The sequence below is a fragment of the Leisingera sp. ANG-M7 genome (assembly GCF_000813965.1).
GTDB lineage: Bacteria > Pseudomonadota > Alphaproteobacteria > Rhodobacterales > Rhodobacteraceae > Leisingera.
In genome coordinates this window covers 1-23,655 of sequence record NZ_JWLI01000016.1, presented here as the reverse complement: position 1 = coordinate 23,655, position 23,655 = coordinate 1, and the positions used below count along the sequence as shown (strand labels likewise).

The 23,655-nt window shown below is 65.0% G+C and carries 25 protein-coding genes; 14 read left to right on the top strand and 11 right to left on the bottom strand.

Going from position 1 to position 23,655, the window contains the following annotated elements; all coding sequences use genetic code 11:
• Nucleotides 1-14: 14 nt before the first annotated feature.
• The 6 genes from nthA (at nt 15) to RA26_RS16770 (ending at nt 4,079) form a co-directional block, all read left to right on the top strand.
• Entirely contained in the window at nt 15-629 is a 615-nt protein-coding gene (gene nthA / locus RA26_RS16790; RefSeq protein WP_039185574.1) for a nitrile hydratase subunit alpha, read from the top strand.
• Entirely contained in the window at nt 626-1,303 is a 678-nt protein-coding gene (nthB, locus tag RA26_RS16785; RefSeq protein WP_039185572.1) for a nitrile hydratase subunit beta, read from the top strand. The genes nthA and nthB overlap by 4 nt, the downstream gene beginning before the upstream one ends.
• On the top strand, nt 1,300-1,632 hold the full coding sequence (locus RA26_RS16780) for a nitrile hydratase accessory protein (protein WP_039185569.1): 333 nt from the start codon (nt 1,300-1,302) through the stop codon (nt 1,630-1,632). Before nthB ends, RA26_RS16780 begins: the two co-directional genes overlap by 4 nt.
• Before the next feature lie 436 nt (nt 1,633-2,068).
• Nucleotides 2,069-2,344: a hypothetical protein gene (locus tag RA26_RS22750; RefSeq protein WP_152612652.1), complete on the top strand. Its 276-nt coding sequence runs from the start codon at nt 2,069-2,071 to the stop codon at nt 2,342-2,344.
• A gap of 185 nt (nt 2,345-2,529) precedes the next feature.
• Nucleotides 2,530-3,843: an adenylosuccinate synthase gene (locus tag RA26_RS16775; RefSeq protein WP_039185567.1), complete on the top strand. Its 1,314-nt coding sequence runs from the start codon at nt 2,530-2,532 to the stop codon at nt 3,841-3,843.
• Nucleotides 3,843-4,079 carry a DUF2842 domain-containing protein gene (locus tag RA26_RS16770; RefSeq protein ID WP_039185565.1) on the top strand — a complete coding sequence of 79 codons (237 nt, stop codon included), beginning with the start codon at nt 3,843-3,845 and terminating at the stop codon, nt 4,077-4,079. Before RA26_RS16775 ends, RA26_RS16770 begins: the two co-directional genes overlap by 1 nt.
• A 167-nt stretch (nt 4,080-4,246) precedes the next feature.
• Here RA26_RS16770 and RA26_RS16765 read toward each other — a convergent pair whose 3' ends face one another.
• The gene (locus RA26_RS16765; protein ID WP_342586117.1) at nt 4,247-6,430 is read right to left on the bottom strand and encodes a chemotaxis protein CheA; all 2,184 of its coding nucleotides are present in this window, start codon (nt 6,428-6,430) and stop codon (nt 4,247-4,249) included.
• A gap of 119 nt (nt 6,431-6,549) precedes the next feature.
• On the opposite strand from RA26_RS16765, the gene RA26_RS16760 reads away from it, so the two are divergent.
• Nucleotides 6,550-7,215 carry a thiamine diphosphokinase gene (locus RA26_RS16760; RefSeq protein WP_039185563.1) on the top strand — a complete coding sequence of 222 codons (666 nt, stop codon included), beginning with the start codon at nt 6,550-6,552 and terminating at the stop codon, nt 7,213-7,215.
• Here the strand turns inward: RA26_RS16760 and RA26_RS16755 are convergent.
• From RA26_RS16755 to RA26_RS16740, 4 genes are all read right to left on the bottom strand, one after another.
• Complete coding sequence (locus RA26_RS16755; protein WP_039185561.1) at nt 7,212-8,126, bottom strand: DMT family transporter; 915 nt, start codon at nt 8,124-8,126, stop codon at nt 7,212-7,214. The genes RA26_RS16760 and RA26_RS16755 overlap by 4 nt on opposite strands.
• A gap of 254 nt (nt 8,127-8,380) precedes the next feature.
• A complete protein-coding gene (locus RA26_RS16750; protein WP_039185558.1) occupies nt 8,381-9,754 on the bottom strand; it encodes an L-serine ammonia-lyase in 1,374 nt (457 codons plus the stop codon).
• The gene (locus RA26_RS16745; RefSeq protein WP_039185557.1) at nt 9,754-10,461 is read right to left on the bottom strand and encodes a glutathione S-transferase family protein; all 708 of its coding nucleotides are present in this window, start codon (nt 10,459-10,461) and stop codon (nt 9,754-9,756) included. Before RA26_RS16745 ends, RA26_RS16750 begins: the two co-directional genes overlap by 1 nt.
• Nucleotides 10,462-10,624: 163 nt before the next feature.
• Entirely contained in the window at nt 10,625-11,074 is a 450-nt protein-coding gene (locus RA26_RS16740) for a hypothetical protein (RefSeq protein ID WP_039185554.1), read from the bottom strand.
• A 78-nt stretch (nt 11,075-11,152) separates the two neighbouring features.
• Between RA26_RS16740 and RA26_RS16735 the strand changes: the two genes are divergently transcribed.
• Entirely contained in the window at nt 11,153-11,590 is a 438-nt protein-coding gene (locus RA26_RS16735; protein WP_039185552.1) for a MarR family winged helix-turn-helix transcriptional regulator, read from the top strand.
• A 24-nt stretch (nt 11,591-11,614) separates the two neighbouring features.
• Here the strand turns inward: RA26_RS16735 and RA26_RS16730 are convergent, their stop codons facing one another.
• Nucleotides 11,615-12,391, bottom strand: coding sequence for a methyltransferase domain-containing protein (locus RA26_RS16730; RefSeq protein WP_039185550.1), 777 nt, complete (start codon nt 12,389-12,391; stop codon nt 11,615-11,617).
• Nucleotides 12,392-12,536: 145 nt separating this feature from the next.
• Between RA26_RS16730 and rpiA the strand changes: the two genes are divergently transcribed.
• The 5 genes from rpiA to RA26_RS16705 all read left to right on the top strand — a co-directional run bounded on the left by rpiA (nt 12,537) and on the right by RA26_RS16705 (nt 17,193).
• The gene (gene rpiA / locus RA26_RS16725; protein ID WP_039185548.1) at nt 12,537-13,325 is read left to right on the top strand and encodes a ribose-5-phosphate isomerase RpiA; all 789 of its coding nucleotides are present in this window, start codon (nt 12,537-12,539) and stop codon (nt 13,323-13,325) included.
• Nucleotides 13,326-13,529: 204 nt separating this feature from the next.
• A complete protein-coding gene (gene gor, locus RA26_RS16720; RefSeq protein WP_039185944.1) occupies nt 13,530-14,885 on the top strand; it encodes a glutathione-disulfide reductase in 1,356 nt (451 codons plus the stop codon).
• A gap of 81 nt (nt 14,886-14,966) precedes the next feature.
• Nucleotides 14,967-16,118 carry an FtsH protease activity modulator HflK gene (hflK, locus tag RA26_RS16715; protein WP_039185546.1) on the top strand — a complete coding sequence of 384 codons (1,152 nt, stop codon included), beginning with the start codon at nt 14,967-14,969 and terminating at the stop codon, nt 16,116-16,118.
• Nucleotides 16,118-16,999 (top strand): protease modulator HflC, encoded by an 882-nt coding sequence (gene hflC, locus RA26_RS16710; RefSeq protein ID WP_039185544.1) that lies wholly within the window; start codon nt 16,118-16,120, stop codon nt 16,997-16,999. Before hflK ends, hflC begins: the two co-directional genes overlap by 1 nt.
• Nucleotides 16,999-17,193 (top strand): DUF2065 domain-containing protein, encoded by a 195-nt coding sequence (locus RA26_RS16705; RefSeq protein WP_039185543.1) that lies wholly within the window; start codon nt 16,999-17,001, stop codon nt 17,191-17,193. Before hflC ends, RA26_RS16705 begins: the two co-directional genes overlap by 1 nt.
• Nucleotides 17,194-17,279: 86 nt before the next feature.
• Here RA26_RS16705 and RA26_RS16700 read toward each other — a convergent pair whose 3' ends face one another.
• Entirely contained in the window at nt 17,280-19,439 is a 2,160-nt protein-coding gene (locus RA26_RS16700; protein ID WP_052272465.1) for a methyl-accepting chemotaxis protein, read from the bottom strand.
• Between the two features lie 269 nt (nt 19,440-19,708).
• Here RA26_RS16700 and RA26_RS16695 point away from each other — a divergent pair, with 269 nt between their 5' ends.
• On the top strand, nt 19,709-21,214 hold the full coding sequence (locus RA26_RS16695; protein WP_446720181.1) for a Do family serine endopeptidase: 1,506 nt from the start codon (nt 19,709-19,711) through the stop codon (nt 21,212-21,214).
• 233 nt (nt 21,215-21,447) lie between these two features.
• Here the strand turns inward: RA26_RS16695 and RA26_RS23010 are convergent, their stop codons facing one another.
• The 4 genes from RA26_RS23010 to RA26_RS16680 all read right to left on the bottom strand — a co-directional run.
• Nucleotides 21,448-21,597: a hypothetical protein gene (locus RA26_RS23010; RefSeq protein ID WP_193747631.1), complete on the bottom strand. Its 150-nt coding sequence runs from the start codon at nt 21,595-21,597 to the stop codon at nt 21,448-21,450.
• Nucleotides 21,598-21,906: 309 nt separating this feature from the next.
• Nucleotides 21,907-22,575: a Crp/Fnr family transcriptional regulator gene (locus RA26_RS16690; protein WP_039185538.1), complete on the bottom strand. Its 669-nt coding sequence runs from the start codon at nt 22,573-22,575 to the stop codon at nt 21,907-21,909.
• Nucleotides 22,576-22,664: 89 nt separating this feature from the next.
• Nucleotides 22,665-23,189 carry a peptidoglycan-binding domain-containing protein gene (locus tag RA26_RS16685; protein ID WP_241482670.1) on the bottom strand — a complete coding sequence of 175 codons (525 nt, stop codon included), beginning with the start codon at nt 23,187-23,189 and terminating at the stop codon, nt 22,665-22,667.
• Nucleotides 23,190-23,276: 87 nt separating this feature from the next.
• On the bottom strand, nt 23,277-23,655 hold a 379-nt coding region (locus tag RA26_RS16680; protein ID WP_039185535.1), incomplete at its 5' end, for an OB-fold nucleic acid binding domain-containing protein.

Sequence of the window (23,655 nt, the reverse complement as noted above, 5' to 3'; positions counted from 1 at the left end):
CGCAGCATGGGCGTATGCCTCATGATCATCACGACCACCCGCACGCCCTTCTGCCACCCGATCCTGCCCTGCGGGTGAAGGCGCTGGAGACGATTCTCACCCAAAAGGGCCTGATCGACCCCGCCGCGCTGGAGGAGATCATCGACACTTATCAGAACAAAATCGGCCCGCAGAACGGCGCCCGTGTGGTGGCCCGCGCCTGGAGCGATCCGGAGTTCAGGGCGGCGCTGCTGGCCGATGCGGATCCGGTGCTGGCTGACCTCGGCTATTACGGCCGCCAGGGCGAGCATATGGTGGTGGTGGAGAATACGCCCCAGCAGCACAATATGGTCGTGTGCACCTTATGCAGCTGCTACCCGTGGCCGCTTCTGGGCATTCCGCCGGGCTGGTACAAATCCGACGCCTACCGCGCCCGCGCAGTGAGGGAACCGCGCAAGGTGCTGGCGGAGTTCGGGGTGACACTGCCGCCGGAGGCCGCGGTGCGGGTCTGGGATTCGACGGCTGAGGTCCGCTATCTGGTGCTGCCCATGCGGCCCGAGGGCACCGGGGGGATGAGCGAAGAGGAACTGGCCGCACTTGTCACCCGCGACAGTATGATTGGCACGGGATTGGCGAAGGTGCCGTCATGACCCGGGTGCATGACATGGGCGGGCGATTCGGCGACGGCCCGGTGATGCCCGAAGCTGAGGACGCGCCGGTCTTTGCCGAGGATTGGCACGCGCGCGCGCTGGCGGTGACGCTGGCCTGCGGGGCGCTGGGGCAATGGAACATCGACACCTCGCGCCATGCCCGCGAGCGGCTTTCGCCCAAGGATTACACGCGGTTTTCCTACTATGAGAAATGGATCTCGGCGCTGGCGGACTTGCTGGTCGAAAAGGGTGTGCTGACGCGCGAGGACCTGCAGGGCCAGGGCGCCGCCGGGCTGCATGCGCTGGCGGAGCGGGCGCTGAGGGCGGATGCCGTGGCGGGGGCCTTGGCCAAGGGCGGTCCGGCCACCCGTGAGGGCGGACCGAAGCCGCGGTTCACACCGGGGCAGGCGGTGCGGGCGCGAATCCCTGCGGATAATGCGCTGGTCGATGGCGGCCACACCCGGCTGCCGCAGTACGCCGTCGGGGCGCAGGGCTATATCCTGCGGCTGCATGGCACCCATGTGCTGCCCGACAGCAGCGCCCATGGGCTGGGCGAGGCGCCGGAGCCGCTCTATGCGGTGCGGTTTCATGCCAGCACCCTGTGGGCGCATGCCGAACACCCCGAGGACGAGGTGGTGCTGGACCTGTGGCAGAGCTATCTGGAGCCGCTATGAGTGCATGTCCTGAGGTTGCCGCTCCTGAGCCCGTCTTTGCGGAACCCTGGCACGCGCAGGTCTTTGCGCTGACCGTGCATCTGAACGAGGCCGGGCGGTTCAGCTGGAGCGACTGGGTGGAGCGGTTTTCCGCGACGCTCAAGCGCCATGGGTTGAGCCGGGAACTGGATGGCGGCGAGGATTATTTCCGCGCCTGGCTGGAGACGCTGGAGGTGTTTCTGGCCGAGGACGGCGCGGCCAGCCGGGCGGAGGCCGAAGTGATGCGCAGCCGCTGGGAGGAGGCGTATCTGAGCACGCCGCATGGCGCGCCGGTGCATCTGCGCGGCTGAGCGCGCGCAGCTTTGGCCGCCGGGGCCGTTCGGGGCCGGGGCGGTTTTGTCTTGGCTGTTTCTGTTGTTCCGTTTGCTGCGTGCCGTTTAGCGCTGTGTCCCAATTAAGGGGGCGGCGCCGCCGGGGTGGAGGTGGACAGACCCCGCCGGGGGCCTGCTCGGACAGGATATCCTGGACGACCCCCTTTTTATCAGGGCCGGTCTCCGGGGTGTCGCGCAGGCAGCCCAAAGATGCCTGCGCCTCGTATCATGGCCCATGCGCGGAGCCATGGCGGGGGATCGCGATCATTTGGCAGTCTGTCATAGGGAACTGAGGATTGGGTGAAGGGGGCGTACGCCGGGTGCGCAACACCCTTTGAGGAATGCACCATCCGCCAAATACTACTTGAGCCGGATTGGTGTTTTCTATGGCCACTACTCACTGTACTTTATGCGGATGAATGAAGTTTACGATTTGATAAAACTGGTTACACCAGAAATACAAAAACTTGTGGATGCCAAATTTACTGAGTTTGATGGAGTGCCACCAACTGGCAGCAGTTTGGATCAGGTTAATTTGTTAGGTGGAAACAGAATTGTATACGATTACTTGGAGCACGGAGAACTCCGTGTCGCCTTTGAACATTTGGAATACATGATCGATGAAACTGGCATTTCTCTGGACGCCAGTAGTCGTTCCAAGATTAGAAAAATAGCTCACATGCTTTCTTAGAGCTCTTGTGCAGTCTCTAGTACCTGTGGGGTGTGCCTTCCCACCCGGCGCTTGCGGCTTGATTCCGGGCGGGGAAGGTGCCGCGCCTTATGAATTAGCGCCAACTGCGGCGAATTTGCGGTTCCCCTGCCTGCGCAGCATCGCTATATGAGCATGGGTTTGAACCAGACTGTAAAGGACCGGATATGGCCAATGTCGTCGTAGTCGGCGCCCAGTGGGGCGACGAAGGGAAAGGCAAGATCGTGGATTGGCTGAGCGAGCGCGCTGACGTGATCGCCCGCTTCCAGGGCGGCCATAACGCCGGCCATACGCTGGTCATTGACGGCAAGGTCTACAAGCTGCACGCGCTGCCCTCGGGTGTGGTACGCGGCGGCAAACTGTCGGTCATCGGCAATGGCGTGGTGCTGGATCCCTGGCACCTGCTGAAGGAAATCGAGACGGTCCGCGAACAGGGGGTCGAGATCACCCCCGAAACGCTGATGATCGCCGAGAACACCCCGCTGATCCTGCCGCTGCATGGCGAGCTGGACCGGGCGCGCGAGGAAGCGGCCTCCAAGGGCACCAAGATCGGCACCACCGGCCGCGGCATCGGCCCGGCCTATGAGGATAAGGTGGGCCGCCGTGCGGTCCGCGTGGCCGACCTGGCGGATGAGGCGACCCTGGTGGCGCGCGTCGACCGGGCGCTGCAGCATCATGACCCGCTGCGCAAGGGCCTGGGCGTCAATCCCATCGACCGCGATGCGCTGATCGAGCAGCTGAAAGAGATCGCACCGAAGATCCTGCCTTATGCAGCACCGGTCTGGAAAGTGCTGAACGAGAAGCGCAAGGCGGGCAAGCGGATCCTGTTTGAAGGCGCCCAGGGCGCGCTGCTGGACATTGATTTCGGCACCTACCCGTTTGTGACCTCCTCCAACGTGATTGCGGGCCAGGCGGCGACCGGTGTGGGCATCGGCCCGGGCTCGATCGATTACGTGCTGGGCATCGTCAAGGCTTACACCACCCGCGTCGGTGAAGGCCCGTTCCCGACCGAGCTGCTGAAGGAAGACGGCACCCCGGATGCGGATGGCGAGCGCCTGGGCACCCGCGGCCATGAGTTCGGCACCACCACCGGCCGCCAGCGCCGTTGCGGCTGGTTTGATGCGGCGCTGGTGCGCCAGACCTGTGCCACCTCGGGCATCAAGGGCATCTGCCTGACCAAGCTGGACGTTCTGGACGGCTTTGAAACCCTGAAGATCTGCACCGGCTATGACCTGGACGGCGAGCATCTGGATTACCTGCCGACCGCGGCCGATCAGCAGGCCCGCTGCAAGCCGGTTTATGAGGAAATGCCGGGCTGGAGCGAGTCGACCGAAGGCGCGCGCAGCTGGAATGACCTGCCGGCCAATGCGATCAAATACGTGAAGCGCGTCGAAGAGCTGATCGAATGCCCGGTTGCACTGCTGTCCACCAGCCCGGAGCGGGACGACACCATCCTGGTGACCGACCCGTTCGCCGACTGATGGTAGAGAAGCAAGGCCTGAGCTACAAGGCCCGGCGGCGCTGGGCCCTGGTCATCCTGCTGGTGGGGATGCCGGTTTACATCGTGGCCGCGGTCACGGTGATGAACTGGCTCGACCGCCCGCCTCTGTGGCTGGAGCTGATCGTCTATGTCGCCCTGGGCATCGTCTGGGTGCTGCCGTTCAAGTTCGTGTTCCGCGGCGTCGGCAAGGAAGACCCGGACGCCGGGGATCAGTAAAAAGAGGGGCTCTGTCCCGCAGGCTTGCTGAGAAGAGGGGCGCTGCCCCTCTTGACCTGGCGGCCAATTCACCCCGGAGTACTTTCGCAAAGGTGAATAATGGTCTGGTTCGAAATGAAAAAAGGCGGCCTCCCGGGGCCGCCTTTTTCTGTTGGTCTGCAAACTGTTCAGCCTGCGGCGCGTTTGCCGGGCTTGAAGCCGATGTCGCCGGAGGCGGTGAACTTGCCATTGCCGGAGCGTTCGATCTTGCCGTCGCGCAAGAGCTGGCCGAAGGAACGCAGCCCGTCCTCGCGGTTGAAGCCTTCGCTGCCGGCGCTGCGAACCGTGTTCATCAGCTGCGGGCGCGAGAAGTGGTCGCGGCCTTCGACAAAGCTCATATAGGCCGCGGCGGCCTCCAGCAGCTCATGCAGTTCGGCGGCACCGCGTTCTTCGGCGTAGGCCGCAAAGCCGCTGCTGTCGCCATCAGTCCCGGAGGCGAGCACACCCGCCGAGACCCGGCGCGGGCGAATTGGTTGCGGCTGTTGCTCTTCGGCGCCGTCGTCGATGCGCTGTTCTGCCACCAGTTTCAGCGGGGCAGGCCGGGCGGCGGGGCTGGCCGGGCGTTCCGAGGCGCCTTCGCGGGATTCAGGGCGGGCCTCGGGGCGGCGCGGGCGCACCACGCTGGCCAGGTCGTCGCGGTAAGGCTTGGCATCGTCGCCTGCGGTTTCGCTGCCAGCTGCGCCGGCCTTGGTGGCGGCGACGGCAGCGCGCAGCTGGCTGTAAGCCTCGCGCGAGGAAGCGGTTTCCGGGTCTTCCAGTTTCTCGTCGGCCGCGGCCATCAGGCGGGAGACATCGCTGTCGGCCAGACCGGCGGCTGCCGGTTCGGCTGAGTCCGCGGCGGCGGTCTCTTCTTCGGGCGCCTCCTCAGTGGCGGGCTGTTCGGAGGCGGCAAGGATTTCCGCTTCCACCTCGGCCAGTTCGCGCATCAGGTCGGCTTCGTCCTCTTCCGAGAGGGCGGTCTGCGCCGCTTCAGCAGCTGCGGAATCTGCGGTTTCCTCCTCCGCTTCCTGCAGCTGGCCCGAGGCAAGCGCCTCGTCGAAAACGGCGCGCTTGATCTTGGTGATGCGGACGCGGGCCGGAGCCCGAGCGGGCGCGGGGGTCTCTTCTTCTTCGCTGCCGACCGGCAGGATGCTGCTGTCCTCCGCGGCCTCCTCTGCGCTGTCCGCTTCGGCTTCCGGCGCGTCATCTGAGAGGCTGGAGAAAATTCCGTCTTCGGCTTCGGACTCTTCTGCATCCCCCTCGTCTTCGGTGCCGGCGGCGCTGATTTCTTCGGCTGCCTCTTCAGCGTCTGCTTCAGCGGCGGCGGAGTTCAGGTCCAGGCGGTCCAGGGCGCGGGCGATTTCATCGTCGCCTTCGTCATCGAACTCAGGTGCGCCGTCGTCTTCGAGCAGGGCGGCGGAGATGTCCTCTTCGGCACCTTCCAGAACGTCGTCGGCGTGCTCGTCCTCGCTGAAGTCTTCCTCGGGGGTTTGCGCGACCACGGCGCGAATGCGCTGCAGCTTGGCAGCGATGCTGTCCGCGGCAGGCGCGGCTGCGGGGGCTTCGGCCTCAACCGCTTCTGCTTCGTCCTCTGCCGCTTCGTCCTCTGCTTCGGTGAAGCGGGCCTCGGATTCGGTCACTTCCAGCAGTTCTACGGCGGGCGCGGGCTCTTCTTCGCTTGCGGTTCCCAGCACAGCTGCGATGGCTTCTTCGGCTTCGGCTTCGGCAATGACGTCCGCTGCCACGTCGGCAGCATCCTCTGCCTCAGTTTCCGTGATCTCTTCGTTTGCGGCGGTCTCTTCGGCGGCCTGGGTGTCATCAGCTTCCGGCTCGAAGAACTCAACCTCGGAGTCCGGGAGGGCTGCTTCAGGCGCGGTTTCTGCCGGAGCAGCGGCTTTTGCTGTTTCGGCTTCTGCAATGGGTTCCTCTGCCGGGGCAGGGGCGGGTTGCTCTGCAACCGGTTCGGTGGCCGGGGCTGGTGCCGGGGCGGCAGCAGGAGCAGGCGCGGCGGCAGGGGCCGGTGCGGCGGCTTCTGCAGCGGCGGCGCCAAGGGCTGGGGTGGCGGCGCGCAGGTGGATGCCGGTGTCGCTGGTGCGGGCCTCAACCTGGCGGGCGATCTCGCGCTGGGCGATGCGGGCCAGCATGTCGGCGTCTGGCTGCGGGGGTTCGGCGCCGAAGTAGCGGTCATCCGCGGCAAGGTCGCGGAAGTATTCGGCAATCGCCTTCATTGTGTCGAAGGAATCCTCAAACCCTTCCAATGTGCAGGAAAAGGTTCCATAGGATACGGTCAAGACTTTGTTGTTGTGTACCATCAGCTCGCTCGTCTTCGTCACATCTGTTGTCATTCACCATAAAGGCTGGAAGGACCAATTTTGCTCGAATCCGTGCAATTGATCGTATCATTTTGTGTTCACAATGTGTCCTGTTTCCAAAATAGGCGGGAATACACCGCATGAACACTAAGATTGTAGACGTATCGGAACCAATCACCCTGGTGGGCGGCGGCGAGGTGGCGCCGGGCGCACTGGCGGAGGCGCTGGCGCTGGCGCCGGTGCTGGCGGCGGCTGATGGCGGTGCTGCGGCGGCGCTGGCGGCGGGGCATCTGCCGCGGGCGGTGATCGGGGATTTTGACTCTTTGTCTGAGGAGGTGCGGGCGCAGCTGCCGCCGGAGGTTCTGCATCCGGTGGCGGAGCAGGACAGCACCGATTTCGACAAGGCGCTGAGGATGATAGCGGCGCCAGCGGTGCTGGCGGTGGGGTTCCTGGGCGCGCGGGTGGATCACCAACTGGCGGCATTCAGCACCCTGGTGCAGGGGCATGAGGCGCCTTGCGTGCTGGTGGGGGAGACGGAGGTGATCTTTCACCTGACCCGGGCGGTGGAGCTGCCTGCCCGCAAGGGCGAAGTGATCTCGCTGTTTCCGATGCAGGAGGTGCAGGGGCGCTCGGACGGGCTGGAGTGGCCGATTGACGGCCTGCGGATGTCGCCGATGGGGCGGATCGGCACTTCGAACCGGGCGACGGGACCGGTGCGGCTGGAGGCGGAGGGGCCGGGGCTCTTGGCGATTGTGCCGCGGCGGCTGCTGGCGGATGTGCTGGGGGCGGTCCGGCTAGACCGCTAGGCAGGGTTGATGCGCTCTTCGGTGCCGTCGGTTTTGCGTTCCCGCATCACCGCATAGAGGCCCGCGCTGATCGTCAGCAGGATGCCGAAGGCAGCGAGGGTGTTCGGGAGTTCCGAGAAGATCAGCCAGCCGAAGAACACCGCCACCGGGATCTCGAGGTATTGCATCGAGGCGAGGGTGGAGGTCGGGGCAAAGCGCAGGCTCCAGGTCATCAGGAGGTGGGCGACGGTGCCAAGCGCGCCGGCTGCGGCCAAGAGGGACCAGGTGTCCTGCGGCGGCAGCGCGGTGGAGAGCGCGGCGGCGCCGGCGGCGCTGCCGATCAGGAACACCGGGGCCAGCAGCACGGTGCCCATGACGCCCGCCACGGCCTGGACTGCGATCGGGTCGGTTTCCTTGGCGATTTTGCGGGTGATCAGCATGAACAAGGCAAAGATTACCGCGACCAGCAGCGGCCAGAGGGCGTTCCAGCCGACGGCGGCAAAGCTGGGCTGGATGACCAGCAGGGTGCCGGTGAAGCCGACGACGCAGGCGCCGAGGCGGCACAGGCCGACCTGTTCGTGCAGCACGTATTTGCCCAGAAGCAGCATCAGGAAGGGCATCACGAAAGCAATCGCCACCGCATCAGCCAGCGGCAGGTAGCGGAAGGCCGTGAACATCGCGGCAATGCCGCCCATCTGCAGGAGCGTGCGCAGGAACAAGAGCGGAGCCACCCGGCGCGACAGGCTGAGCGGCAGGCGCAGTGCCAGCGCCAGCGGCAGCAGGATCGCGGCCTGGGCGGCAAAACGGATGAAGACGATTTGGGCGACCGGCACCCGGTCGGTCAGCAGTTTTGCAATGGCGTCCCCGAGCGGGATCACCATGCAGAAGCCCAGCATCAGGGCGATGCCGAGAAGGGGCCGGTCCTGTGTCATGGCGGCAGGCTAGGCCTGCACGGTGTAAGGCGCAAGCTGGAGTTGCGGGGAATATAGGGACGTTGCGTACCCCACGGAAGGAAAGAGCGCCAGCTGCCGAGTCCCGCGCCCAAAGGCCCGGGCCTGACCTTGGGAGGGCGCGAATGCGCCTTCGTCATGCTGAAAGCATGCCTCTGGCATGACGGGAAGGTCAGGCGCGGGCGGTGCCGCTTTGCGACACGTCCCAAGAAGTGTTCCTTAAAGAAACAGGAACCTCAGCAGTTCGGCACGTTCACGGCGAGGCCGCCGAGCGAGGTTTCCTTGTACTTGTCGTGCATGTCGGCGCCGGTCTGGCGCATGGTCTCTATGCAGGCGTCCAGCGGCACGAAGTGCTGGCCGTCGCCGCGCAGGGCGAGGGAGGCGGCGGAGACCGCCTTGATCGCCGCGAGGCCGTTGCGCTCGATGCAGGGCACCTGCACCAGGCCCTTCACGGGGTCGCAGGTCATGCCCAAGTGATGCTCCAGCGCGATTTCGGCGGCGTTTTCCACCTGTTCGGGGGTGCCGCCCATCACCGCACAGAGGCCTGCGGCGGACATTGCCGACGCGGAGCCGACTTCAGCCTGGCAGCCTGCCTCGGCGCCGGAGATCGACGCGTTGTATTTGACCAGGCCCGCAATCGCGGCGGCGGTCAGCAGGAAATCCTCGACATGGGCCTCAGACGCGCCCGGCACGTGGTCGAGGTAGTAGCGGATCACTGCCGGCAGGGTGCCTGCGGCGCCGTTGGTGGGCGCGGTCACGACCTGGCCGCCGGCCGCGTTTTCCTCGTTCACAGCCATCGCGTAAACGCTCATCCAGTCGTTGATGGTGTGCGGCGCGGTCTGGTTCAGGCCGCGTTCGGCCATCAGCGCGTCATAGATGCCCTTGGCGCGGCGGCGGACCTTGAGGCCGCCGGGCAGGATGCCGTCACGCTCCAGCCCGCGGTTGATGCAGTCGTTCATCACCTGCCAGATGCGGGCGGTGCCCTTGGCTAGGCTTTCGGAGCAGCCGCGGGAGATCTCGTTGGCACGCTTCATCTCGGCAATCGACTTGCCGCTGGATTTCGCCATCTCCAGCATCTCGGCCGCGGATTTGAACGGGAAGGGGACCGGGTCGCCTTCGTCGGTGGCCTTGCCTGCGGCCAGTTCTTCCTCGGTCACGACAAAGCCGCCGCCAATCGAGTAGAACACCTGTTTCAGGATCACGTCGCCCTGGGCATCGGTGGCCATCAGGATCATGCCGTTGGCGTGGCCCGGCAGCGCGTGATCGTAGTCGAAGATCATGTCGGCCTTGGGGTCGAAGTGCAGCGCGCCCAGACCCTCGGGGTGCATGGTGTGGGTTTTGTCCAGCTCCGCCAGGAAGGCTTGGGCCTTCTCGTCGTCGTAGTCATGGGCGACAAAGCCGCCGAGACCGAGGATGGTGGCGCGGTCGGTGGCGTGGCCGACGCCGGTGAAGGCGAGCGAGCCGTGCAGGGAGGCGCGCAGGCCGTGGAACTCAAAGGGCGACGCGCGCATCATGTCGAGGAAGCGCGCGGCGGCGACCATCGGACCCATGGTGTGGGAGGACGACGGGCCGATGCCCACTTTGAACATGTCGAAAACGGAGAGGAACATTAGGTGGCTGATCCTTCTGGGGGATTGGCGTAGGCCGGGGATGTGAACGGGGTGGCGCCGAGGCCTTCGGCCTCGCGCGCCGCTGTAACAGCGGAACGGTGTTCCAGCCCGGCGCAGATCCGCTGCAGGCTGGGGTAGTGGGCGATGACAAACCAGGATTTGTCAGCCTGGGAAGGGTAGAGCGCCATCCAGCGCATCTGGCAGGCAAGGTAATAGTCCAGCACCGAGGGCTGCGGCGCGCCCAACCAGGCGGGGCGCTGGGCAGCGGCCTGATCGAGGCTGGCCAGATGCACGTGCAGGCGCTGGCGCAGCACGGTTTGCAGCTGGTCCTGATCAGCTTTCTCCGCGCCGATGTATTTGTCCGGGTAGAACAGCATCCGCAGGTCGGCGTGCAGGGTGTTGGACGCGAAGAACAGCCATTTCAGGAAGGCGGCGCGGTCCGCATTGCCGGGCTGCGGCGCCATTGCAGCGTGGCGTTCGGACAGCCACAAGAGGATGGCGGCGGTTTCGAACACCGGCCCGTCCGGGGTTTCCAGCACCGGGATCAGACCGCCCGGGTTCAGCGCCCGGTATCCGGGGCTGTTCTGCGCCTGAGCGCGGCGGTCGACCAGTACGGTTTCATACGGCAGGCCAAGCTCCTCCAGCACCAGCCGGATGACCAGTGAGGCGTTGTCGGGGGCGTAGTGCAGGCGGTACTCGGGTTTCATGACGCAATATTATGACGCAAACGCGCGGAATATGTGTCCGTTTCCGGCGTTTCCAATAGGAAACCCGCCTTTGTTTTACATGTTTACCGGCGGCCCGGCTGAGGCGGGTCCGGCACCCTGCTTTGGCGGCGTGCCGGACCCGGGCTGAACGGAGGGGCAGCCCTCAGGCGGCGCTGCGGGCGCGGCGCCGGCGGGCGAGCGCCAGACCGTCCCGCAAGTTCTTGGAAAGCAGGGTGATATTCACTGCACCTGCGCAAAGTTCCAGGGCCTGAACGGCATAGAACACACCGTCGAACTGGCCGGATTGCGCCTTGACCGCGAGGAACACGGCGCTGGGCAGCAGGATCAGCAAGCCGTTGGCGGCGATGATCTTCATTCGGCGGGATTTCGCTGCTACCTGCGGCAGTTTCCAGCCGCGGCCCAGTGAGGCGCCGGTTGCCCCTGCGGTCGCCATGGCCGGAATCAGCAGTGCCATCCCGTAAAGCACCGCGGTCTTGACCTGGGCAATGGTCTGATGGCTGCCGAAAATCTCGGAGAAAACCGTGGAGATCCAAAAGGTTGAGATGGTCAGCAGGGCCAGGGTGCCTGCGATGGCGTGGAGGCGGAGTTTCATGGCGGGAACCTTTGATTTTAGATAGCGTGCTATATAAATGATATTGAATAGCCTGCTATTCAAGTGTCATCTGTAAAAATGAGCGATTTTCAGAAATCTTCGGCCGGTTTCCTGGCCAATCACATGGCGCGGCTGTTTGCGGCAGCGCTGGCCGGACAGGTGCAGCCGCTGGGGCTGGCGCCGGCGCAATTCATGGTGCTGCTGGAGCTGTGGGCCAGGGAAGGCCGCACCCAGGCAGAGCTGACGGCGGCCTTGTCGGTCGAGCAGGCGACCATGGCCAACACGCTGGCGCGGATGGAGCGGGACGGGCTGATTGAGCGGCGCCCGTCGCCTGAGGACAAGCGGGCGCGGCTGGTGCATCTGACCGCCAAGGCGCGCGGGCTGCAGCAGGAGGCGATCACTGCGGCGCAGGGTGTGAACCGGCAGGCGCTGGAGGGGTTCAGCGCGGAGGAGGCGGCGCAGTTTCTGGCGCAGATGCGCCGGGTGATCGCCAATCTGCAGCGGACGCGCCGTTAGGGCCCGGCTTGCGATGCCGGGGGGTTATAGCCGCCGGGCGGTGCAGACGAAATGGGTGAGGGAGAAGAAGAAGCGGCCCTCTGCCGCCAGTTCCTCCTGTTCCTGGGCCCAGGCGGCGGCGTCGTCTTCGTCGGTGGCGCCTGTCTGAACCGCATAGGCGCGGATCAGGCGGATCATCACTGCAGCCAGCCCGTCCGGGCGCAAGCTGGTGTCGCAGATGGTGACAGGGCGCATTGAAACCACTTCGAAGCCGCAATCGGGCAGTTCCTCGGGCAGCCTGGCGGGGACTGCGCGTTCGGCCAGGTGATTGTCCCAGATTTCCAGGAAGCGCTGCATCCGGGCAGTGTTGTCGCTGTGCCAGGCAAATGTGTCAAAATGCATGTCGCCGATGACCAGGCGGCCGCCTGGTTTCAGTACCTTGTGCACGGCACGCAGCACTGGGCGGCGGCTGGTTATATATTCAAACACTTGCACAGAAACGGCCTTGGTGAAGCTTTCCGGATCAAACGGCAGGCTGGCGGCGTCACTTTCCGTTAGAGAGGTATTTTCGCGCCCCCTTAGCCGCTGGCGGGCCGCGGACAGCATGTCGGGGCTGGCGTCCAGTCCGGTCACATGGCCCAAGGGGCCGACCGCGCGGGCCAGTTCCTCTGTCAGCAAGCCATTGCCGCAGCCCAGATCCAGAATACGGTCGCCCGGCACCGGGGCCAGAGCATCGAAGCTGGCGCGCCGCCGCCGTGTTACGTCGGCGCCCTGATAAGCATCTTCCAGAACGCGGGTGGTTTCTTCATCGAATTGCAGCATACCTGTCCCTCCCTGCATGTCTGAGGATTAGGGCGATAGGCCGGGATTTCCAGCCGGGCGGCGGGCGCGCAGGGCAAAAGCCCCCTCGCGCGCGGGCGGCAGCCTGCCTATAACGGTCTGCAAGACACATGCATGGAGACCTGAGATGACCGGTGAGCTGTCCCCCATCGACAAGGCAAAATTCGTGGCCGCCAAACGGGCGGCGGAGATGGTCGAGGACGGCATGCGGGTTGGGTTGGGTACTGGTTCCACCGCGGCCTGGCTGGTGCGCTGCCTGGGTGATCTGGTTCAGAACGAGGGCCTGCGGATCACTGCAGTGCCTACCTCCAGCCGCACCGCGGCGCTGGCGCGGGATGTGGGCATCCATGTGGTTTCGCTGGATGAGGCCAAATGGCTGGATGTGACCATTGACGGTGCGGACGAGGTCGACCCGGACCTGAACCTGATCAAGGGCGGCGGCGGCGCGCATCTGCAGGAGAAGATCGTCGCCACCGCGTCAGACCAGATGGTGGTGATTGCGGATGCCAGCAAGATGGTGGACACGCTGGGGGCCTTTCCGCTGCCGGTGGAGGTGCTGCCGTTCGGCTGGCAGAGCAGCCAGGCACTGATCGAAGAGACGCTGGTCTCGATGGATGTGATGGGGCGCCGCTCCACCCTGCGGATGAACGGCGAGGCGCCGTTTGTGACGGATGAGGGGAATCACATCCTGGACCTGCATCTGAAGCGGATCGGCAACGCCCGCCAGCTGGCGCTGGTGCTGAACCAGATTCCGGGCGTGATCGAGAACGGGCTGTTCATCGACATCTGCGACACGGTGGTGATCGGCTACGGCGACGGGCGGGTCGAGGTGCGCGATATCAACGAGGGCACGGTCGAGAAGGACAAGCTGGATTTTGTCGAGACCGACAACCTGTTCACCGATCTAATGGACTGAGACCCGCAGTTCCGCAAATGTCAGGCACGGTCGGGCAGCGCCCGTTCCGCCCTGAGTGTTCCCATACAGGTTGTCCGCCTCACAACCCTGTGCAAATTCAATGCAAAAGGTTGAATGCGGCGCGGGAACGCCCACTTGGGCATATGGCGTTTGGTGGTCCGTTATGGGATACACCTGATCAAGAAATGCAAAGGGCGGAACTTCATGAGCTTTGATTACGATCTGTTTGTCATCGGCGGCGGCTCCGGCGGGGTGCGCGCGGCGCGGGTTGCGGCACAGGAAGGCGCCAAGGTGGCGCTGGCCGAAGAGGACCGTTACGGCGGCACCTGCGTGATCCGCGGCTGCGTGCCGAAGAAGCTGATGGTGTTCGCGTCTGAATACTCCAGCATGGTCGAGGACGCGCAGGCCTATGGCTGGGACATCAAGGCGGGCGGCTTTGACTGGGATGCCTTCAAGGGCAAGCTGCATGGCGAGCTGGACCGGCTGGAAGGCATCTACCGCAATATCCTGAAGAACAACGGCGTCGAGAGCTTCGACAGCCGTGCCAAACTGGCCGATGCCCACACGGTGGAGCTGGCCGACGGCACCCGCAAGACCGCCAAGCACATCCTGATTGCCACCGGCGGCTGGCCGACGGTGCCGGAGTTCCCGGGTTCGGAGCTGGCGATCACCTCGAACGAGATGTTTCACCTGGACAAGCTGCCGGAGAGCCTGCTGATCGTCGGCGGCGGTTATATCGCCAGCGAGTTTGCGGGCATCATGAACGGGTTGGGCGTCAAGACCACGCAGTTCTACCGCGGCGCGCAGATCCTGCGCGGTTTCGACGACGAGGCGCGCGGGCTGATTTCCGAGGAAATGTGCCAGGCGGGCATCGACGTGCATCTGGGCACCAATGTGCTGGAGATGCGCAAGGAAGGCGACAAGATCCGGGTGAAGTCCACCAACGGCCAGGAGCGGCTGTTCGACAAGGTGATGTATGCCACCGGCCGCCATCCCAATGCCGATAACCTCGGCCTGGAAGAGATCGGGGTGGAACGCGGCCGCAACGGTGAGATCATCGTGGATGAATACAGCCAGACCTCGGTCCCGTCGGTTTATGCAATCGGCGATGTGACCGACCGGGTGGCGCTGACTCCGGTGGCGATCCGCGAGGCGATGGCCTTTGTCGAGACTGTGTTCAAGGGCAATCCGACCAGCCCCGACCATGAGCTGATCCCGACCGCGATCTTCACCCAGCCGGAGATGGGCACCATCGGCCTCAGCGAGGAAGAAGCGCGCGAGCAGGAGCCGGTCGAGATCTATGCGACCTCGTTCAAACCGATGCAGCAGGCCTTTGCGGGCCGGGCGCAGCGGGTGCTGATGAAACTGATCGTTTCGAAGGCCACCCGCAAGGTGCTGGGCTGCCATATCGTCGCACCTGGTGCGGGCGAGATGATCCAGCTGGCCGGAATCGCCGTAAAAATGGGTGCAACCAAAGAAGATTTCGACCGCACGGTTGCGGTGCACCCGACAATGTCGGAAGAGTTGGTAACTTTGAAAACTCCGGTGCGCTCGTCCTGAGCGGGCAAACCGGCAACAACAGACCTCACATGCTGCCCGTTCTGAAGTTGGGACGGGCGGCAGCAAACGGATAGGAGACAAATGGCGGGCAATAGCGGTGGCCCATGGGGGGGCGGTGGCTCCTCCGGCGGCGGAGGCGGCAACCGGGGCAACAACGGCGGCAACAACGGCGGCGGCCGTAAGCCGGAAGATCCCCAGATCCCGGAAATCGATGAGCTGGTGAAGAAAGGCCAGGAGCAGCTGCGTGTCCTGATGGGCGGGCGCGGCGGGTCCGGCGGCGGCCGTGGCACACGCGGCGGCGGAGGCGGCGGTGCGCCGCTGTTCACCAAGGGCACCCTGGGGCTGGCGGTCATTGCCGGCGCGGTGCTGTGGGGCTTTGCCAGCATCTACACCGTCAAGCCGGAAGAGCAGTCGGTGGAACTGTTCCTGGGCGAATATTCCTCGACCGGGCAGCCGGGCCTGAACTTTGCGCCCTGGCCGCTGGTCACCAAGGAAGTGATCCCTGTGCGGGTCGAGCAGACCGAGAACATCGGCTCCGGCGCGCGCGGCTCTGATGCGGGGCTGATGCTGACCGGCGACGAGAACATCATCGACGTGGATTTCCAGGTGGTTTGGAACATCTCTGACCCCGCTCGGTTCCTGTTCAACCTGCGCGACCCGCGCTCGACCATCAACGCGGTGTCGGAATCGGCGATGCGCGAGATTATCGCCCAGTCCGAGCTGGCACCGATCCTGAACCGTGACCGTGGTGCGATCACCGCCCGTCTGGAAGAGCTGATCCAATCGACGCTGGACAGCTATGACAGCGGCGTGAACATCGTGCGTGTGAACTTTGACGGCGCCGACCCGCCAGAGCCGGTGAAGGACGCCTTCCGCGAAGTGCAGTCCGCCGGCCAGGAACGCGACCGGCTTGAAAAGCAGGCCGATGCCTATGCTAACCGCAAGCTGGCTGGCGCCCGCGGCCAGGCCGCACAGACGCTGGAAGAGGCCGAGGCCTACCGTGCGCAGGTTGTGAACGAGGCGCAGGGTGAGGCGAGCCGCTTTACCGCGGTTCTGGAAGAATACCAGAAAGCGCCGGAAGTGACTCGCAAGCGCCTGTACCTGGAAACCATGGAAGAGGTTCTGGGCCGGGTCGACAAGATCATCCTGGATGACAACGCGGGCGGCGAAGGCCAGGGCGTCGTGCCCTATCTGCCGCTGAATGAGCTGCGCAAATCGCAGGAGGGCAACTGATGCGGAAATCTACTCTTCTTCTGCCCGTCCTGGTGGTTCTGGGCATTGCTTTGCTGTCCTCGATTTTCATCGTGGACGAGCGTGAAAAGGCACTGGTGCTGCGCTTTGGCCGGGTGGTCGATGTCAAGGAGACCCCAGGCCTGGCGTTCAAGCTGCCGGTCATCGACAATGTGGTCAGCTATGACGACCGCATCCTGAGCCTTGAAGTCGGCCCGCTGGAGGTCACCCCGCTGGATGACCGCCGTCTGATCGTCGACGCCTTTGCGCGCTACCGGATCGCCAATGTGGAAACCTTCCGCCAGGCGGTTGGCGGCGGCGGCATCGGCGGTGCCGAGCTGCGGCTGGACAAGATCATGCGGGCGCAGACCCGTGAGGTGCTGGGTTCCGTCAGCTCCAACGACATCCTGTCCTCGGACCGTTTCGCGCTGATGCTGCGGATCCGCAATGGCGCCATCACCCAAGCGCGCCAGCTGGGTCTTGAGGTGATCGACGTGCGGCTGAAGCGCACCGACCTGCCGCAGGCCAACCTGGAAGCCACCTTTGCCCGGATGCGCGCTGAGCGAGAACGGGAAGCGGCGGACGAGATTGCCCGCGGTGAAGAGGCGGCGCAGCGCGTGCGCGCGCAGGCCGACCGGACCGAGGTTGAACTGGTGTCGGAAGCTGAACGCGAAGCCGAGGTGATCCGCGGTGAAGCGGACGCCGAGCGCAACGCGATCTTTGCATCGGCCTATGGCCGCGACGCGGAGTTCTTTGAGTTCTACCGCTCGCTCAATGCCTATGCGAATTCGCTGCTGGCGGGCAATTCTTCGCTGGTGCTGTCGCCGGACAACGAGTTCTTCAACTACCTGAAGTCCTCGGACGGGCAGACGGCGCGCCAGTAATGGGGTTCGTCCTGTTGGCCCTCGGGCTGGTACTGATTGCAGAGGGGCTGGTGTACGCACTGGCCCCTTCGCTTGTGGAACGCCTCCTGGAAATGCTGCGCACCCTGACGGAGGAGCAGCGCCGCAATGCGGGGCTGGCGGCGCTGGTGCTGGGCCTCATCCTGGTCTGGCTGGCGTTCCGGCTGGGGATCTGACGGCGCGATCCCAGCGGCCATCGGGTAAACAAAACAGCGCGGGCTGGCAGCAGTCCGCGCTGTTTTATTGTGTTCCGGCGGGCGGGTCAGGCTGCCGAAGCCAGCCCGGTTTCGCTGCCGTCCAGCGCCAGCCAGCTGCCGGCGGACTCAACCGTGAAGCCGCCGACGGCCTGCACCAGGCTGCCTGCCTCGCGGCGCAGCAGCTGGCTTGCGGCGGCGGTTTCTTCCAGCATCGCGGCGTTCTGCTGCGCGTTCCGGTCCAGGGCCGTGATTGCCGTGTTCACCTCAGTCAGGCTGCCGGCCTGATCGGACGCGGCATCGGAGATTTCCCGCACTTTGCCGACGATCTGATCGACAACCTTCTGGATAACCGCCAGGGCGTCGCCGGTCTGTTCCACCAAGCCGACACCGGTGTCGACTTCGCGGCCGCTGTTCCTGATCAGCTCGTTGATTTCCCCGGCCGCACCTGCGGACCGCTGGGCGAGGTTGCGGACCTCCGAGGCGACCACGGCAAAACCGCGCCCGGCTTCGCCTGCGCGGGCGGCTTCAACCCCGGCGTTCAGGGCCAGAAGATTGGTCTGGAAGGCGATGTCGTCGATCAGGTCGGTGATCCTGGCAATGGCCTGCGACGAGTCCGCAACCCGGCGGATTGCGCGGATCGACTCGCTGGCCAGCTCATGTGCCGACAGCGCCTGCTGCTGTGCGTCGCTCACGTAGCTGTTGGCTTGCCGGGCGTTTTCCGCCGTGCTTTGCACCGCTTCGTTCAAGGTCTGTAGGGAGCCTGCGGTTTCCTCCAGCGACGCGGCGGAGTGTTCGCCCCGGCGGGAGGCGTCCTCTGCGGCGCCGGCGATTTCATCGGAGGTGCTGAGCAGAGTGCGGCTGCTGTTGGTTAATTGGCCGACCATTTCGCTGAGATTCGCATTGAGTGAGTCGATTGTATCAGAGATCTCCTTGAACACGCCCTGATGGCCGCTTGGCATCCGGTGGGTCAGGTTCCCCTGGGACAGGGCGCTCAGCGCTTGCATCACATCGCCGACACCGCGTTCCGCAGCCTCGCCAATCTGGTTCACGCCGCGGGCCAGGACGGCAAAGCCGCTGTCGCTGCCGCCGGTGCTGATCCGTTTGGAGAAGTCGCCGGCACCGCAGGCTGCAATCACCTCGGATACCTCGCCCATCAGTTGGTCCTTCTGCCTGAGGTCATTGCGGAACACGTCCAGAGCGCTGGCGATGGAAGCGACTTCTGTAATGCGGGAGGCAGGCAGATCTTTGGAGTAATCCCCTGCCATCAGACCTTGCAGAACGCTGCTGGCCCGGGTCAGAGGCCGGGAAATGCCAAGGGCGAGCTTCAGGCTGATCAGGATGAACAGGGCGAGGCCGCCGAGGCCGGCCGCAAGCGCCGTCTTCCGGGACGACTGTTCCACCAGCTTTGCCTGGACGTGGACCTCTGCCAGCAGCATGCGGGACTGATCGCGGAGGGACATAAGGACAGGCTCCGCGTCAGCGAACCTGGCGGAAAGCTCCTTGCGCAGCTGCTTTTCGGCCATTGATTCACTGGCGAAGGACTGGAAGGCGTTCTGGTACGTTTTCAGGAGGGCTTCGACTTCGGTGCGTTGCGCCGGATCGGCATAGTAACTACTGGGAAACTCGAGGAATTCCGCAACACGGGCATCCAGGCGGCCGAGATACTTGTCTGTGCCGCGCAGCATGAAGTCCTTCTCGTGGCGGCGCATCATCAGCATTTTGACCTGCATTTCCGGACGGTTGAGGTCCTTGAGCCTGGTTTCGACTTCGTGGACTGCGCTGCGGAGGCTGCCCTGCAGGCCGGATTTCTCATCCAGTCCCAGCCGGCGGTGGCTGTCCGCAAGCTGCAGGAAGCCGCCGCCATAGGCGTCAATTGAAGTTTCGAGAGCAGCAAACTCCTTTTCATGGCCGGCGAAGCCCTGGATTGCGGCGCTTTGGGTGCGGGCGGACTTCAGGGCTGCGGTCAGGGCTGCCATCACTTCGGCGTGGCGTTCGGCGCTCTTTTCGTTGCGCCGCAGCAGAAAGTCTTTCTCCGCCCGCCGGGCTGACAGGAAATCGATTTCCAGATCGTCCAGCGTCGCGGCGAGGGATTCGATCCTGTCCATTTCTGATAATGTGCTGCTTCGGACAGCATCTGTGTAGCGGGCAATGCCGATCTGGGCAAACATGACTGCGGCGGCCAGCACGACGATAGAGAGAAGTGCTGTCTTGATAGAGGTCTTCATCAATTTGAAGGCTCCGGTATTGTGAGAGAGTGGAGGTCCATCCGTAGGGCCGTATTCCTAAGAAACGGTGCAAACCCGGGCGGTGTCCGGTTCAAAGGCGTGCGCAGCGCTGATCCGGCCCCGGCGGCGGGGCCGCGGGTCTTCACGCTGGCTTGAAAGCGTGCATCATTGGTTGCGTGCCGGGCGGAAGTTCCTACATTGGGACCATAAGACTCTGCCCGGTGATGACGGCGTTTGCGCCGGTCCGGGACGGAGGCCAAGAATTGAAAATGACAAGGAGTAGATCCGTGCAGCCACAGGCAATTGCAATTTCCGGCCGGGCAGGCAGCAGCGGCGCGATGATCCGGCTGGCCTGGCTTGCGGTGCTGGCCGCGGCGGTCCTGCTGATGCAGGCGGTATCCGCAATGGCCCGGCCTGAAAGCCTGGCCCCGCTGGCCGACAAGGTCAGCCCGGCGGTCGTCAACATTACCACCAGCACCGTCGTGGAGGGGCGCACCGGGCCGCAGGGCATCGTGCCGGAGGGCTCGCCGTTTGAGGATTTTTTCCGTGAATTCCAGGACCGCAACGGCAATGGCAACCGGCCGCGCCGGTCGTCGGCGCTGGGGTCGGGCTTCGTGATTTCCGAGGACGGTTATATCGTCACCAACAACCACGTGATCGACGGCGCAGACGAGATTGAGATCGAGTTTTTCCCGGGTGAGGGACAGCCCAAGGAACTGCTGCCCGCCAAGGTGATCGGCACCGACCCCAACACCGATATTGCGCTGTTGAAGGTCGAGGCGCCGGCGGCGCTGAAATACGTCAAGTTCGGCGACAGCGATACCGCCCGCGTTGGCGACTGGGTGGTGGCGATGGGCAACCCGCTGGGACAGGGCTTCTCTGTTTCAGCAGGCATCGTGTCGGCCCGCAACCGCGAGCTTTCGGGCTCTTATGACGACTACATCCAGACCGACGCGGCGATCAACCGGGGCAATTCCGGCGGGCCGCTGTTCAACATGGACGGCGATGTGGTTGGCGTGAACACTGCGATCCTGTCGCCCAACGGCGGCTCCATCGGCATCGGTTTCTCGATGGCCTCGAACGTGGTGGTCAAGGTGGTCGCGCAGCTGAAGGAATTCGGCGAGACCCGCCGCGGCTGGCTGGGTGTGAAGATTCAGGACGTGGATTCGGATCTGGCGGAGGCGATGGGGCTGGAGAAAGCCCGCGGCGCGCTGGTGACTGACGTACCGGAGGGGCCTGCCAAGGAAGGCGGCGTGCTGGCCGGTGACGTGATCGTCAGCTTTGACGGCGCCGATGTGAAGGACACCCGCGGACTGGTGCGCCAGGTCGGCAATGCCGAGGTCGGCAAGACCGTGCGTGTGGTGGTTTACCGCGAAGGTAAGACCGAGACGCTGCGGATCACCCTGGGCCGCCGTGAAGACGCCGAGCGTGGTCCCTCCAGCGAGAGCGGCAGCGGCGATGCGCCGGGCAGCAGCGAGAAGGAGCTGCTGGGCCTGTCGGTAGGCGTGCTGACCGACCAGATGCGCGCTGAGCTGAACGTGGCTGAGGATGTCGAGGGCCTGGCGGTTCTGTCGGTGGATGAGACTTCGGAAGCCTGGGAGAAGGGGCTGCGTGCGGGTGACGTGATCACCGAAGCGGGCCAGCAGAAGGTTGCGTCGATCAGCGATCTGGAAGCGCGTGTCAGCGAGGCCAAGGAGGCCGGCCGCAAGTCGCTTCTGCTGCTGGTGCGCCGCGGCGGCGAGCCGCGCTTTGTGGCGCTGAACCTGTCGGAGTGATCCGGGGCAGGGACCGTTGAAACAACAGTGACCGCTGAAACATCAGGGAAGGCCGGGCAAAAGCCCGGCCTTTTTCGTTGGCTCGGGGGCAGGCCAGTGGCATGAAAAGGAGGCCGCGGCTGTTTTTCCGGTGCGCCAACTGCCAGGGCTTCCGGCAACATTTGACGGAAACTTTCCAGATTGCGCTTTTCATCCGGGATCTGTCTCCAGCTGCCGCGACAAAAATGCGGCAGTCAGCGGATTAGCAGCTTTCGCGGCTGCGGCGCGGCCGGCATGTGCAGACTTTGCGCGCCCAGACCCTCAAAAAAGGCAGTGAATGCGGGGGTGGGTGCCCCGAGCGCGTCCGGTGTTTCACGGTAGAGTTTGTCGTAGTCGTAAGCCATGCGCGGCACCGTAGCGGCGGCGTCTGGCAATGGCTAAGTGAATATTTCTTGAACAAGAGAGATGGCAGCGGGCAACTGTGTCCCGACGCGCAAAACGGGCCGGGCAGCACTACTGATGCGCAAAAGGGGGAAGAGCCATGTGCTGGCGGGCACATGGCTCTTGTTGGACAGGCGGCCATTGGGATGGAACGGATAACGGCCGTCTATGAAGCCTTTATGGCGCAGTGCAGGGCCGGGTTCTGTGACCGGGATTACAGAGGGCGGAATTTGGTGCGGAAAACAGCAGGTTTTTCGGCGGCGGCGGTCGGGTCAGATTGAATCTGGTTCCGCCAGCACCGCCAGTTCGCCGCGGTCGAGGATCTGCACGCCGCCGCGGCTGATGCCGACGAGGCCGCTGCGTTTCCAGGCGGCGAGCGTCTTGGACACTGCCTCGCGGGTGGCGCCGACAAATTCCGCCAGTTCCGCCTGCGACAGGGCCACGCGGCCATCGCCGGCCTCGGGCGCGAGATACAAGAGCTTGCGCGCCAGCCGCACCGGCATCGGCAGGAACACCTGCTCGTTCAATTGGGTGTTCATCCAGCGCATCCGCTGGCCGGCCAGCCGCAGCAGGTCGGCGGCGAGGTCGGGGTGCTGGCGGATCTGCGCCAGCACGTCGCCGCTGCGCAGGCGCAGGACCCGGCTGGGTTCGGCGGCGATGGCGGTGGCGGTGCGCTCGCCGGGATCGAACAGGGTAATCTCGCCGAACACCGCGCCGGGGCGCATCATGTCGAGCGACAGTTTGCGGCCTGAGGCGGAGAGCACCGAAAACTCCAGCGCGCCTTCGGCAATCGCATAAAGCGCATCGCCCGCATCGCCCTGCTCGAACAGCACCTCGCCCTGGCGCAGGCGCACTTCGGTGGCCTGGCTCTCCAGCATCCGGCGCAGCGGGCCGGAGGCACCGGAGAGAAAGCCGGTGTCCGGCAGGCGGGTGGTCAGCATGGTGTTTGTCTCATTGATGTCTGTGGCCCGGTGCCCTGACCTTAGCAGAGGGTTGGGCGGCTGGGAACCGGGCAGCTGAACCGGGCGGTTCAGCCGGCGACGGCGATCAGCCCCAGCCTGCGGGCGGAGGCCAGCGTCAGGGTGCCGCTGGCCAGTCCCAGCGGCGCCTGGTAGCGCTGCACTGCCGCGCGGGTGGCGGCATCCATCTGGCCGTGCACCGGGCCGCGGTAGAGGCCGCGCGCCGCCAGCGCCCGCTGCACGGTGCGGATGAAGTCCGGGGTCATCATTGCGGGGCAGGGGATTTCGATCCACTGCTCCTGACGCGGCCGCACGATCTGCTGGCTGGTCTCGGTGCGGAAGGTAGCGGGGCGGAGGACCCGGCCGCTTGCGTCCAGCTGCGCCGGTTCGGCCAGCACCTGGCTGGTCACGGTTTCAATGACGGCGGGGGAGGTGTGCTTGCTCCAGCAGGTGCCGGGGGCGGCACCGGGCGGCGCATAGCGGCCTGTGCGGGAGATTTCGCTGCCAGGGCTGCCGGGCTGCGGCTGAACGCAGGCGGGCAGCGCCGCCAGGGCCGCCAGCAGCAGGGCAGGCGCCAGGCGCCTTGCGAAAGTCATGTTGGATGGCATCATGCCCGGTTGCCTCTTGCCGGCGCCTCTGTCTGTCCCGCTGGCGGGGCGGGGCGCCGTTGCTTTGGCGGCAGCCTAGCCGAGTTCGGGGGGCGGCGCAAAGGCCGGATCGTCCTGGCGCCCCTGGTCCGCCAGCAGGAGGTCCAGCATCGGCGAGATGTCCTCCACGTCTTCGGCGATCACATGGGTGACGGAATGGGCGCGCTGCAGCCGCCCGGTGACCCGCAGCATCCGCCCGGAGATCACCGCGCGGCGGAAGGCCTCGTAGATTTTGCGCCAGACGATCACATTGACCACGCCGGTCTCATCCTCGAGCGTGACGAAGATCACCCCCTTGGCGGTGCCGGGGCGCTGGCGCAGGATCACCAGGCCCGCGACGGTGATGCGGGCGTTTTCCGGCGGCTCCTGCAGCCGGGCGGCGGGCAGGCAATGGGGCGGGCGCGGCCAAGGGGGC